Genomic DNA, 12,807 nt, shown 5'->3' on the forward strand with positions numbered 1-12,807 from the left:
GTATGGCGCGAGGCGAGTTTTATCCACAGGATAACGCCGACTCTACGCACGGGGATTGTGGATAACCTTGAACGGTTTGGTTTTTTTCGTGGAAGAAAGGCAGTTCAGCAGAAAAAAGGGTTCACGCTGAACGTGAACCCTTAATGATTAATTGCTGTGGCTGGCGACGTATCGGTGCGCACCCTACAAAAACCTTTCCAAACATCCGTAAGGTCGCCATTCCTGGCGACCGTTTTACGCTTAACTGATGGCATTCACAAAGCGGCGCGTTATCTGCTGTGGACGCGTAATCGCGCCGCCGACCACCACCGCATGTGCGCCCAGCGCCAGACAATGCGCCGCCATTTCCGGGGTTTCAACATTCCCTTCGGCAATCACCGGCACCGTTACCGCAGCTAAAACATCACGCAGGAAGCGGCTGTCATCGGCAGCCAGATAACAACCTTGCGTTTCTGCGGTGTAACCGTGCAGCGTGGTGCCAACGCAATCGAAACCTAATTCCGCTGCCTTGCACGCTTCTTCCACCGTCGCGATATCAGCCATCAGCAGCAGTTGCGGATAGCGCTGGCGAATCGCTGCCACCAATGCCGGCAGTTGCAAATCGCCAGGACGCGTGTGCAGCGTGGCATCCAGCGCAATCATCGCCGGATTCGCCACCATCAACTCATCCACTTCCCGCAGCGTCGCGGTGATATACACATCGCTGCCGGGATAGTCGCGTTTAATAATGGCGATAATCGGCAAATCCACAGTTTGCATAATCTGCTGCACGTCGATCAGGCTGTTGGCGCGAATCGCTGCTGCGCCGCCTTCCATTGCCGCCAACGCCATGCGCGACATAATAAACGGGCTGTGTAACGGCTCATCTTCCAGAGCCTGACACGAGACCACCAGTTTTCCCTTAATCTGGGCCAGCATCGGTGCTTTCATAGCGCGAGTAACTCCTCTACTTCATTTTTGATAATGGTGACATGCGGGCCATAAATTACCTGCACGCCCTTGCCACGTTGGATCACGGCGCGTGCGCCGGTGGCTTTCAATGCGTTTTCATCGAGCTTGCTGCTGTCGATCAGCGTGATGCGCAGACGCGTGGCGCAGCAATCCAGTTCGGCGATGTTCTGCTTGCCGCCTAAAGCCGCGATGACCTGTAAAGGACGTTCTCCGGCGACCATCGGCGCTGTTTCAATGCTGGCATCTTCACGGCCCGGCGTTTTGAAATTGAAGCGGGTGATCAGCAGGCGGAAAGTAAAGTAATAGAGCAGGAACCACGGCACGCCAACCAGCGGGACATACCACCAGTGGGTTTTAGCTTCGCCCTGTAATACGCCGAACAGAATGAAATCGATCAGGCCGCCGGAGAAGGTTTGGCCAATGGTGATGTGCAGGATGTGGGCGATCATAAATGCCAGCCCATCAAACAGCGCGTGGATGACATACAGCACCGGCGCAACAAACAGGAACGAGAACTCAATTGGTTCGGTGATGCCGGTAAGGAAAGAGGTCAGCGCCGCCGATAGCAGCAATCCCGCCACGCGTTGGCGGTTTTCCGGTTTGGCGGTGTGATACATCGCCAGACACGCGCCGATTAGGCCAAACATCATGGTGATGAAGCGCCCGGACATAAAGCGCGCGGTGCCAACGTAGAATTGCTGGGTATTGGGATCGGCAAGCTGGGCGAAGAAGATGCGCTGCGTGCCTTCCACCAGATGTCCGTTGACCACTTCGCTGCCGCCGAGCGCGGTGGTCCAGAACGGCAAATAGAAGATGTGATGCAGGCCGAATGGGCCAAGCATGCGCAGCACGAAGCCGTAGATAAAGGTGCCGAAATAGCCGGTGGCATCCACCAATCCGCCCAGGCCAAAAATCAGTTTCTGGAAATGCGGCCAGACAATTGTCATCGCTGCGCCCACCAGAATGGCGACCAGGGAACTGATAATTGGCACGAAGCGCGAGCCACCAAAGAAACCAAGGAACTGCGGCAAGGCGATTTTGTTGTAGCGATTATGCAGCATGGCCGTCACCAGCCCGATCACCACGCCGCCAAATACGCCGGTTTCCAGCGTCTGAATGCCAAGCGCCATACCTTGTCCTACCACGCTAAGGTTGCCCTGCGCCAGCACGCCGGTTAGCGTCAGCAGCGCATTAATGGTGGCGTTCATCACCAGATAAGCCAGCAGCGAGGCCAATCCAGCGGTGCCTTTGTCGCTCTTAGCCAATCCTACCGCTACGCCAACCGCAAACAATACCGCGAGGTTGGCAAACACCACCGAACCGGCGCTCGCCATAATGGTGAACACACCTTGCAGCCAGGCTACATCGAGGAACGGATAGGCTTTGATGGTATTGGGATTAGAGAGTGCGCCGCCAATGCCCAGCAGTAACCCGGCTGCCGGTAGCACGGCGATCGGTAACATGAACGACTTGCCAAAACGCTGGGCTTTTTCGAACCAACCTCCTGAGGAGGCACCGCTGAAGATGGATGACATAAATTTTTATCCCTGAAGTGATGTTGTGGTAAAAATTATTACCACAATTTAATTCATCAGGTGAAAATTTCCATCATTATTGTGATAGCTTTCACTTATGCCCTAATCTGCTGCACACTGTGCGCCATTAATGCCGTGAACCAGAGAGACCGCCATGACGGACAATGAAAACATCTTGCTGCACCTGCGCCAGGGTTTGCCGGGCTACAGTCCGACGCTGCAAAAGCTGGGCGATTTCATCCTCACCGACCCGCAGAAAGTGCTGTATCTCACCATCACCGAACTGGCGCGTGAGACCGATACCAGCGAAGCGAGCGTGACGCGGCTGTGTCGTCATCTCGGCTGCAAAGGCTATACCGAATTCAAAATGGCGCTGGCGCTGGATGTGCAACACAATCAGCCCGCCGCGATTGCCAGCGGTGACAGCATCGACATGCTGGTGGAGGAAACGGTGCAGGCGCTGCGGGATACCGGGAAATTCATCAACCGCGAGGTGTTACAGCTCGCGGTAGAAGTGCTGCATCAGGCCAACACCATCCAAATCTACGGCGTGGCGGCCAGCGCGATTACCGGTGAGTATTTGCACTATCGCCTGTTGCGCTTAGGTAAATCGGCACAGCTGTTTGGTGATATGCATCGCGCGGCAATGAATGCCTCGACGCTAAAAGAGGGCGATTTGGTGATCGCCATCTCTGCATCCGGTTCAACCAAAGATGTGATGCATGTGGTGAAGGTGGCGAAAAAGCAAAACGCCCGCGTGCTGATGCTGAGTAATACGTTGCGCAGCCCGATGGGCAGCTTAGCCGATATGCTGCTGGTGGCCGCACGGCCGGAAGGCCCGTTCAACGCCGGTGCGTTGAGCGGCAAAGTGGGCGCGATGCTGCTGGTGGAAGTGCTGATTAACGAGTTGATGACGCACGATGCACGCTATCTGGCGGCGAGCCAGCAAACGGCGACTGCGACGTTGCCGATGCTGATGTGATTTGAGTGGGATGGGGGAAGGTCGCCATGAATGGCGACCCTACAAAACGTGCGATTTTATATGTTATTCGCTGGCTAACGCTGCTACCGGATCCATGCGTGCGGCTTTGCGCGCCGGCAGATAACCAAAAATCATGCCGATGATGGTGGAGCAGGCAAAGGCTGCGCCCGCCGATTGCCACGAGAAGATCGCCGTAATCATACCGCCCGCCAGCAGGCTGATAATCGGTCCAATCACCAGCGCCAGCGCGACGCCGAGCGATCCGCCCACCAGACAGACTAAAACCGCTTCGATCATAAACTGCTGCATGATGTCGCCGCGTCGCGCGCCCACCGCCATGCGCACGCCGATTTCATGGGTACGCTCCGTTACCGACACCAGCATGATGTTCATCACGCCGATGCTGCCAATCATCAGCGCAATCGAGGCGACCAGAAGAATCAGCAACGTTAACGTTGCGGCGGCGTCTTCAATCGCTTTACGATATTTGTCGCGATTGAACACCAGGAAATCTTTGGTGCCGTGACGCGCGGTCAATAGTTGCGTCAGCGATTCCACCGCCGGGCCGCTTACCACATCGTCCTTGAGTTTAATGCTGATGCTGGTGAGCGCGGTTTGCCCGCTGATGCGATACATCACGGTGCTCCACGGCAGCCACACGCTGAGGCGATTGGGCGACATACCATCGTTATTATCCGCCACGCCAATCACCCGCACCGGCACCGAACCCAACACGATCATTTTGCCAATCGGGCTGTCGCCGTTTTCGCCGAACAGTTTGTTGCGCGTGTTGGTATCAATGATGATCTCCTGACGCGCGTGACGTTCATCGCTGAAGTTGCTGCCTTCCAGCAGTTTGATGCCCTGAATCTGGAAGTACTCTTTGCCGACGCCGTACACCGAGGTTTTTGAGGAGTTGGAGAGATAGCGAATCGGCTGATTGGCGATCATCTCCGGACTGACCGCCGCAACAAACTGCTGACGCCCAATCACGTCGGCATCCGACATGACCAGCGTCAGCACCGGATGCGCTTCATCCTCAACGAAATCACCGCCGGCATAAATCGACACTACGTTAGTGCCGAGCCCGGAAATACTCTCCAGCGTTTTTTGCCGTGCGCCCTGGCCGAGCGCCACCACGGTAACCACCGCCGCGATGCCAAAAATAATCCCGGTCATGGTCAGCGCGGTGCGCAGCCGATGCGCGTTCATGGCATTCAGCGCCATACGCAATGACTCACGTAAGCGGTCGAGAAAGCCGCGCAATTTGCTCTGACTTTTGCGCGCGGCGGGAGCATATTGTGCGCGCGTTGCATCTGGTTTGCGGCCGCTGTCGGCAAAAATCTCGCCGTCCTGAATCTCAATAATGCGATCGGCGTGCTGCGCCACTTTCATGTCATGCGTCACGATGATCACCGTGTGACCTTCGCGATTGAGATCGTGCAGGATGCGCAGCACCTCTTCGCCGGAGTGCGAATCCAGCGCGCCGGTCGGTTCATCGGCAAGAATGATTTCGGCACCGTTAATCAGTGCGCGCGCAATACTGACGCGCTGCTGCTGGCCGCCGGACAATTCGCCCGGCTTATGATGCTCGCGGCCCTGCAAACCTAAACGTGCCAGCAGATCCGCCGCGCGCTGCAGCCGCGCTTTGCCCTGCAGATTGGCGTAAATAGACGGGATTTCAACATTGCTCAGGGCGCTAAGATCCGGCATCAGATGATAGCGCTGGAAGATAAAGCCGATGTGTTCGCGACGTACTTTCGCCAGCGCATCCGGCGACAGCGTGGCGGTGTTCTGACCACCAATTAAATAGTCGCCGCTATCCGGCGCATCAAGACAGCCGAGAATGTTTAGCAGCGTTGATTTACCCGAACCAGACGGCCCGATAATCGCCACCAGTTCGCCGCTGGCGATACTCAGGTTAATGTCTTTCAGCACATGCAGAGATTGCGAACCGTTAACATAGCTGCGCTGAATGTTTTTCAGTTCGATGATATTCACATCACCACCTTGTCAGCGCCCGCCGTCTGCGTGGCAAGGATCACTTTCTCGCCGGCTTTTAAGCCGCTCAGCACCTGAATATCAACGCTATCAGTGATGCCGGTGGTGATCATGCGTTTCACCGGTTGGTTATCCTGATCCGGGATTTCCACATAGGTTTTGCCGTCAGCATCTTTCTTCGTCGCCTGCACCGGCACCAGCAACGCATCTTTCACCGCATCACGGATGAGATTGACCTGCGCGGTCATTGAGATGCGTAGCGCGTTGTCCGGGTTTGGCACATCAAGCAGGGCGTTGTAGTAAACGGCCGCATTGGTGCTGCTGCTCGAGGAGCTCTCGCTATTGCCCATCAGCGCGTCATCTTTCATTACCGATTCCGGTGCCAGTTCGAGGCTGCGCAGCGTGGCGTTGTAGCGTTTGTCAGGATTGGAGAAGGTGGTGAACCACGCTTGCTGGCCGGGCTGCACATTGTTGATGTCAGCTTCGGAGATCTGCACTTTAATCGTCATGGTACCGAGCTGCGCCAGCTTGGCGATGGTCGGTGCCGTTTGCACCGCGTTCACCGTTTGGCCTTGCTTCGTGACAATGGCGATGACCGTACCGTCCATGGGCGCCATGATGCGGGTATAGCCGAGATCGAGCTGCTTTTTATCTACCTCAATTTGCGCCTGAATCACGCGCGCTTTTTGCGCCGTCAGCTCTGCGCGTGCACTGCGCCAGTCTTCTTCGGCGGTATCAAAATCCTGACGCGAGATCGCATTGGTTTTAATCATCTGCTGCAAGCGTTGATATTGCGCTTGCTGTCGAACCAGCGCAGCTTCGCGGGTTTCCAGATCGGCCTGCGCCACGCTCAGCGCCGCTTGCGCATTACGTAAATCGCTGCGCTGTGGCTGGTCGTCAATCTCGGCAATCAGCTGGCCTTTGCTGACGCTATCGCCCGCTTTGATATAGAGCTTTTTAACCTGACCAGAAACCTGCGCACCGACGTTAACGCGTTCAATCGCATCCATTTTGCCGGTGGCGGCAATCACGTTTTCGATATTGCCCTGGCGCACCTCGGCAGTGACCACCGCGTTAGGTTTGTTGCGTGAACCGGCGTAGTGCCAGACCAACAGCAGGAGAATGACGGCAGCGAGCGTGGCGAATAGCCACTTTTTCGAGATATTGAGCATAAGCGTCCCTTTTATGAAGTGAGAATCATAATCACTTCAGGGAATAAACTGGAGAAAATTCTCATGCTGAAAAAAACTTTAAATTTTTCCGAATAGAAATGGCGGCTGAGTTGTTTACAGCGTATCTGAGTCACTGTTTGCCTCAGCACTGAGTTCCATCCATGACACGCCATGAGGATCTACGATGAATACGATGATGAAGTTTCGCTGGTTAGCGCTGCCCGTACTGCTGATGACGCTGCATACGCCTGCTGCACTGGCAATGGGTGATGATGACAGCGACAAAAAGACGCCGGATTGCCCGAAAGGCCAGGTTTACGACAGCAAATCTAAATCCTGCGTGCCGGAGAAAACCAGCATGCTGAGTGACAGCGACAAAACCAATTACGCTTATCACCTGGCGAAAAAGGGCGAGTATCAAGCGGCGATCAACTTGCTGGATACGCTGCATAATCAGAACACCAAAGAAGCCTGGAACTATCGCGGGTATGCCACGCGTAAACTGGGTAAAACCGACGAAGGCATGGCCTATTACCAAAAATCGATCGCGCTCGATCCGAAATATGCCAAAGTGCGCGAATATTTAGGCGAAGCCTGGATGATCAAAGGGCGGCCGGATCTGGCAAAAGAGCAGCTCACCATCATTAAATCGCTGTGTGGCGTGGATTGCGAAGAGTACCGCGATCTCAACGCCGCGATTCAGGGCCATCCGGAAGCCTGATGAACGCCGCACTTAGAGGACGAAAACATCACTAGCACTGAAGTCCGCCAGCATTTAGCGGCGCATCTGGCCCGCCTGTGGCGCTACGCCATGGTGTTGTCACGCAACCGCGATGTCGCCGAAGAACTGGTGCAATCCACTTGCGTCCGGGCGCTGGAACGCAGCGCCCAGTACACGCCCGGCACGCGTATCGATCGCTGGCTGTTTAGCGTGCTGCATTCGGTGTGGATCAATGAATTGCGCGCGCAGCGGGTGCGCCTCGGGCAAGGCTTTGTCGACAGCGACGAACTCGTCGCGGCGGATCAGCAACAGCATGATGAGCAACGTCAGCAATACGCCAAAGTGATGCAGCGGGTGAGTCAGTTGCCCGAAGCGCAGCGCAACGCGGTGTTCCTGGTTTACGTCGAAGGATTCACCTATCAGGAAGCCGCCGATACGCTGGCGGTGCCGATTGGCACCATCATGAGTCGCCTTGCGGCGGCGCGCACTACCTTAGCCAGCGCAGCCACTTTGCGCCTGGCTGGACAGGAGAAACGTTTGTGAAGGCTGCACGTTTTAGTTCGCCTTATGCGGACGAGGCCATCGTCGCCTGGCTGGATGGCGAGATGCGCGCGGATGAAGCGCTGGCGTTTGAGAATGAACTCAAGCGCAGCGAAGCGCTGTCGGCACGCACTGCCGAGTTGATGAAGAGCAATCAACCTTTTGCTGAGGCCTTTGCGCCAATGCTGGATGACGCACCGCTTGAGCGCATGGCACCGCGCTTAGCGCATCTGCTGGCAACGACGCCGTCCGCGCCGCAGGTCAGCCGCCGCGCGCTGATCGCCGCTTCGGTGAGTTTTTTGCTGGTGGGCAGCAGTATCGGTTTTCTGGCGCGACCGGCAATCAAAGCTGAGCAGGGCGAAAGCGAAAAGATCCGCGAGCTGGAAGCACAATATATGTCGCTGTACAGCGCGGAAACGCTGGCCGACGTCGACAGTTCACCGCTGGTGTTGCAGCAATCGCTGGCGCGTACCGCGCGCGATCTCGATCTGCATTTCACGCCAGCGCAGTTAACGCTGCCGGAAGCGACGCTGAAGAGTGTGCGCATGCTGCGTTATGACGATGCGCTGATTACGCAGATTGCCTGGAATCACAGCAGCTACGGCCCAATGGCGCTGTGTATTTCGCGCGAAGATCATCAGCAAACCACCGATTTGGTACAGGAAAAACGGCAGGGAATGAATGTGGTGTGGTGGCACAAAGCGGGATATCAATATGTACTGATTGGCCGAAATCCTGCGCAGCAGTTGAAAAAGACCGCGCAGGCATTAATACAGGCAATGCTGGCGTAGGGTCGCCATTCATGGCGACCCTTTCATTACAGCTCCAGCTTGGCTTTCAGCAACGCAATCTCCTCACGCCACTGCGCCTGCAACGCGGGTTTCTGATGCTTCGGCTTGCGCGCCAGATCCTCATCCAACTTGCTTTCTACCTCCAGCAGCGCCAGCAGCAACGCATCTTCATCCCACGCTGTTGCCGTTGCAGCAGGTGCGACAGAATCAGACGTTGCTATTGCCTGCTCAGCACGCATGCGCTCGGTCACCGCGTCAAAATCGTGCCATTCGCTGAGTTTTTGATCTTCAATCAGCCAGAAACGGTTGCAGCTGTTGGCGATTAATTGACGATCGTGCGACACCAGCAACACCGCGCCGTCGAACTGGTTGAGCGCTTCTGCCAGCTCCTCTTTGCCCACCATATCCAGATGGTTGGTGGGCTCATCGAGCAGCAGCAGCGAATAACGCGCCAGCGTCAGCCCAACAAACAGCAAGCGCGAACGCTCGCCGCCGCTGAGTGAGCCAATCAACTGATGATGACGCAGATACGTAAAACCTGCGCCGATTAGCGCCATCTTGCGCTGCTCATCGCTGAGCGGAGCAAAATGCGCCAGCGCGTCACTCAGCGTTTCCTCATCATGCAGCTGATGCAGACTTTGATCGTAATAGCCGAGGCGCGCGCGAGGATGAAACAGCGGGCTATCTGTGTGTTGATATTCACCCCACAAATGCCGTAGCAGCGACGATTTACCACAACCGTTGCGGCCAACAATCGCTACGCGATCGCCACTTTTCACCTGCAGCATCGGCAGTGAAAACAGCGCAGGTGCATCTTCGGCTGGATGAATCGACATCTCCGGCAACGCTAAAACGCGATCGGCATCCAGCGCTTCACCTTGCAGTTGCAGCCGCCACAGCGATCCTTCGCTCAGCGTGGTTTGTGCCTCTTTCAACCAACCGGCGCGCTTCTCCATCTGCTGCGCCTTGCGCGACAACCCTTCGTTATCGTAAGTGCGGCCCCAAATCGCCAGACGTTTGGCGCTTTTCTCGACGCGCTCAATCTCCCTTTGCTCAGCCTGATGACGCTGCGCATCCGCTTCATCCTGCTCATCCAGCGCCTGACGCGCCGCGCTGCAGGGCAGACGGAAGAATTGCAGACCGCGATCGCGCAGAATCCAGCTGCAGTTGGTCACCCGATCGAGCAGGGTGCTGTCATGGGAAACCAGTACGAAGCTGCCGCTCCAGCCGTTAAGGAAATTCTCCAGCCACAACAGCGTTGGCAGATCGAGGTGGTTGCTGGGTTCATCGAGCAGCAGCAGATCCGGTTGCAGGATCAGCGCGCGCGCCAGCAGCAGGCGCATATGCTGACCACCGCTTAAGGTCGCGGCGGTTTGCGCTTGTTGCTCAGCCGTGAAACCCAGGCTGCCTAGCAGCGCTTCGGCGCGCCAGCGATCGGCTTGTTCCGGCAGTCGCGCCATTACGCCATCCAGCAGCGAATCATTATGCAGTTCTGCAGGCAGATGCTGCTCGATGCGCGCCAGTAAACAGTGATTAGCCGGCGTAACGCTGCCGTGGCTAGGTTCCAGATCGCCACTGAGGATTTTCAATAAGGTACTTTTACCGGTGCCGTTATCACCCAGCAAACCGATGCGATCGCCTTTTTTCAGGCTGAAATGGATATCGTGAAACAGCGTGCCGAAGGCGTTATCAAAACCAACAGCGTGGGCAGATAATAGTGTGCTCATGTGCTTACTCATAAGTTGCAGGCGCAAAAAGGCCCGACGTCAGAAATCGCTGACGACAACCCGGTAAGCCGGAGGAAGGGATTAGATTTTCAGTGAACTTCGCTCAGGACGGATTATCGCAGCACAAGTGCGGAAATGCCTGAACGCGGCCAATTACTATAAAAGTGTGAGTAAAGAAACAATTCACACAGCAGCATAGTAATCCTCCTTAGTTATCAGTGGGTGAATAAGTAAGCTGATAATAGTGGCGAAAAGCGGCACTTTCCAGTGAAAAATGCCAGAAGTGTGGCGGCACTCGCTATGACGTGCCGGGCAGGGCGCTGGCATCGATAATGAGCCTGGTCGGTGAAAATCGCCTTCAGAGGTCTTCTGCAAAACTCCAGCAAAACTCTTCTGCAAAACTGGTTAAAAAATGAGCTGGCTTTGAGCCTGGGTGTTCTTATTAGATGGCAGATCAAAATAAAGTGGGGAAGGCCGCTTAGTGCCAGGAGCGGACGTTGTTAACATTACTGTGCATTCAGTATCTCGGTGTAGGCCAAATTCGTCATTCGTCATGTAATATCCGTGGGTCTAAACATATTTCTTTTATCGAATGTGTTCCTGTTCTATCCTAATCCTTATACCCTTTGCACTATCCTGGATCTGCAATCAACATGTTATCTCTGACACCACTACAACTGTTCAAAAACCTTTCAGATGAAACGCGCCTGACGGTGGTGCTACTGCTGAAGGAAAAGGGTGAGCTCTGCGTGTGTGAACTATCAGTGGCATTAAAACTTCCACAACCCAAAATTTCCCGTCACCTTGCAATGTTGCGTTCCAGTGGATTACTCAGCGATCGTCGCGACGGTAAGTGGATCCACTATCGCCTGTCGCCACACATGCCAGCTTGGGCGGCTTCTGTCATTGAACAAGCCTGGCTGAGTCAGCGTGACGAAATTCGTGACTTGGCGGATAATGCGCTGCTTGACCATGCGACCACTAACGGCAGAGCTGTCTGCCTTTAAAAAAATTTATTTTAACATATCTGTTTATTCATATGTGTATCCCCATTTAATCATTAAACACGGAGGCAGCATGCTGCTGGCAGGCGCAATCTTTGTTCTCACCCTGATCTTCGTTATCTGGCAACCCCGCGGGCTCAGTATTGGATGGAGTGCGGTGGCCGGGGCCGCACTGGCGCTGATTACGGGCGTGGTACATATCGGTGATATTCCCGTGGTCTGGCAGATCGTCTGGAACGCCACGGCCACGTTCATTGCGGTGATCATCATCAGCCTGCTACTGGATGAGTCAGGATTTTTTGAGTGGGCAGCGCTGCACGTAGCACGCTGGGGTGGCGGCAGCGGAAAGCTGCTTTTCACGTATATCGTGCTGCTGGGCGCAGCAGTAGCAGCGCTGTTTGCAAATGATGGTGCGGCGCTGATACTGACGCCGATCGTGATTGCCATGCTGCTGGCGCTCGGGTTCAGCCGTAGTGCGACGCTGGCGTTCGTCATGGCTGCGGGTTTTATCGCGGATACGTCGAGCCTGCCACTTATCGTGTCCAACCTGGTCAATATCGTTTCGGCGGACTTTTTCCATCTGGGATTCAGTGATTACGCGTCGGTTATGGTGCCGGTCAACATTGCTTCGGTGCTGGCGACACTCGTTATGCTGCACCTGTTTTTCCGAAAGGAAATCCCGGCAAAGTATGACGAGGCGAAGCTCAAAGCGCCACGTGAGGCCATTCGTGATATCAGCACGTTTCGCACCGGATGGGTGGTGCTCCTTTTGCTATTGGCTGGCTTCTTTGCGCTGGAACCGCTCGGCGTTCCAGTCAGCCTGGTTGCGGCTGTCGGCGCACTGATCCTCTGGCTGGTCGCGCGGCGCGGCCACGTGATTGATACCCGCAAGGTGCTGCGCAATGCGCCCTGGCAGATAGTGGTGTTTTCACTGGGCATGTACCTGGTGGTCTATGGATTACGTAATGCAGGTCTGACGGAGTATCTGACCACGCTGCTCAACGATTTCTCCGATTCGGGTGTCTGGGGGGCGGCGATGGGAACCGGGTATCTCACCGCCCTCTTCTCATCCGTCATGAACAACATGCCCACGGTGCTGATAGGCGCGCTTTCCATTGATGCCAGTTCGGCACAGGGTATCGTGCGTGAGGCCATGATTTACGCCAACATTATCGGCTGCGATCTTGGGCCCAAAATCACGCCAATTGGCAGCCTGGCAACACTCCTGTGGCTGCACGTGCTGTCACAGAAAAACATCCGCATCAGCTGGGGTTACTACTTCCGGGTCGGCATCGTTATGACGCTGCCGGTGCTGACCGTTACGCTTGCCGCGCTCGCGCTGCGTCTGTCGATCTGACGATAATCCGGGGCGGCGCATGCGGC

The 12,807-nt window shown here is 55.6% G+C and carries 11 protein-coding genes; 6 read left to right on the plus strand and 5 right to left on the minus strand.

All coding sequences use genetic code 11. The features are described 5' to 3' along the window. Positions 1-240: 240 nt before the first annotated feature. The gene (locus tag FHW71_RS18050) at positions 241-930 is read right to left on the minus strand and encodes an N-acetylmannosamine-6-phosphate 2-epimerase (protein WP_179452316.1); all 690 of its coding nucleotides are present in this window, start codon (positions 928-930) and stop codon (positions 241-243) included. Beyond that, entirely contained in the window at positions 927-2,486 is a 1,560-nt protein-coding gene (locus FHW71_RS18055; RefSeq protein ID WP_179452315.1) for a PTS transporter subunit EIIC, read from the minus strand. The genes FHW71_RS18050 and FHW71_RS18055 overlap by 4 nt, the downstream gene beginning before the upstream one ends. 154 nt (positions 2,487-2,640) lie before the next feature. On the opposite strand from FHW71_RS18055, the gene FHW71_RS18060 reads away from it, so the two are divergent. Then, the gene (locus tag FHW71_RS18060; RefSeq protein ID WP_179452314.1) at positions 2,641-3,468 is read left to right on the plus strand and encodes a MurR/RpiR family transcriptional regulator; all 828 of its coding nucleotides are present in this window, start codon (positions 2,641-2,643) and stop codon (positions 3,466-3,468) included. Between the two features lie 63 nt (positions 3,469-3,531). Here FHW71_RS18060 and FHW71_RS18065 read toward each other — a convergent pair whose 3' ends face one another. After that, positions 3,532-5,469: a MacB family efflux pump subunit gene (locus tag FHW71_RS18065; protein ID WP_179452313.1), complete on the minus strand. Its 1,938-nt coding sequence runs from the start codon at positions 5,467-5,469 to the stop codon at positions 3,532-3,534. Beyond that, the gene (locus FHW71_RS18070; RefSeq protein ID WP_179452312.1) at positions 5,466-6,641 is read right to left on the minus strand and encodes an efflux RND transporter periplasmic adaptor subunit; all 1,176 of its coding nucleotides are present in this window, start codon (positions 6,639-6,641) and stop codon (positions 5,466-5,468) included. The genes FHW71_RS18065 and FHW71_RS18070 overlap by 4 nt, the downstream gene beginning before the upstream one ends. A 184-nt stretch (positions 6,642-6,825) precedes the next feature. Between FHW71_RS18070 and FHW71_RS18075 the strand changes: the two genes are divergently transcribed. The 3 genes from FHW71_RS18075 (at position 6,826) to FHW71_RS18085 (ending at position 8,693) form a co-directional block, all read left to right on the plus strand. Further along, positions 6,826-7,362 (plus strand): tetratricopeptide repeat protein, encoded by a 537-nt coding sequence (locus FHW71_RS18075; protein ID WP_179452311.1) that lies wholly within the window; start codon positions 6,826-6,828, stop codon positions 7,360-7,362. A 90-nt stretch (positions 7,363-7,452) separates the two neighbouring features. Next, positions 7,453-7,905, plus strand: a complete 453-nt coding sequence (locus FHW71_RS18080; RefSeq protein WP_286176330.1) for a sigma-70 family RNA polymerase sigma factor — start codon at positions 7,453-7,455, stop codon at positions 7,903-7,905. Continuing rightward, positions 7,902-8,693 carry a hypothetical protein gene (locus FHW71_RS18085; RefSeq protein WP_179452310.1) on the plus strand — a complete coding sequence of 264 codons (792 nt, stop codon included), beginning with the start codon at positions 7,902-7,904 and terminating at the stop codon, positions 8,691-8,693. The genes FHW71_RS18080 and FHW71_RS18085 overlap by 4 nt, the downstream gene beginning before the upstream one ends. Before the next feature lie 26 nt (positions 8,694-8,719). On the opposite strand, the gene FHW71_RS18090 is transcribed toward FHW71_RS18085, so the two are convergent. Continuing rightward, complete coding sequence (locus FHW71_RS18090) at positions 8,720-10,420, minus strand: ATP-binding cassette domain-containing protein (protein ID WP_179452309.1); 1,701 nt, start codon at positions 10,418-10,420, stop codon at positions 8,720-8,722. A 653-nt stretch (positions 10,421-11,073) separates the two neighbouring features. On the opposite strand from FHW71_RS18090, the gene FHW71_RS18095 reads away from it, so the two are divergent. Then, positions 11,074-11,427, plus strand: a complete 354-nt coding sequence (locus FHW71_RS18095; RefSeq protein WP_008109293.1) for a metalloregulator ArsR/SmtB family transcription factor — start codon at positions 11,074-11,076, stop codon at positions 11,425-11,427. 70 nt (positions 11,428-11,497) lie between these two features. Continuing rightward, a complete protein-coding gene (locus FHW71_RS18100; RefSeq protein WP_008109295.1) occupies positions 11,498-12,781 on the plus strand; it encodes an arsenic transporter in 1,284 nt (427 codons plus the stop codon). Positions 12,782-12,807: the final 26 nt, after the last annotated feature.

Source organism: Enterobacter sp. Sphag1F (assembly GCF_014193275.1).
In the GTDB taxonomy this organism is placed as follows: Bacteria; Pseudomonadota; Gammaproteobacteria; order Enterobacterales; family Enterobacteriaceae; genus Pantoea; species Pantoea symbiotica.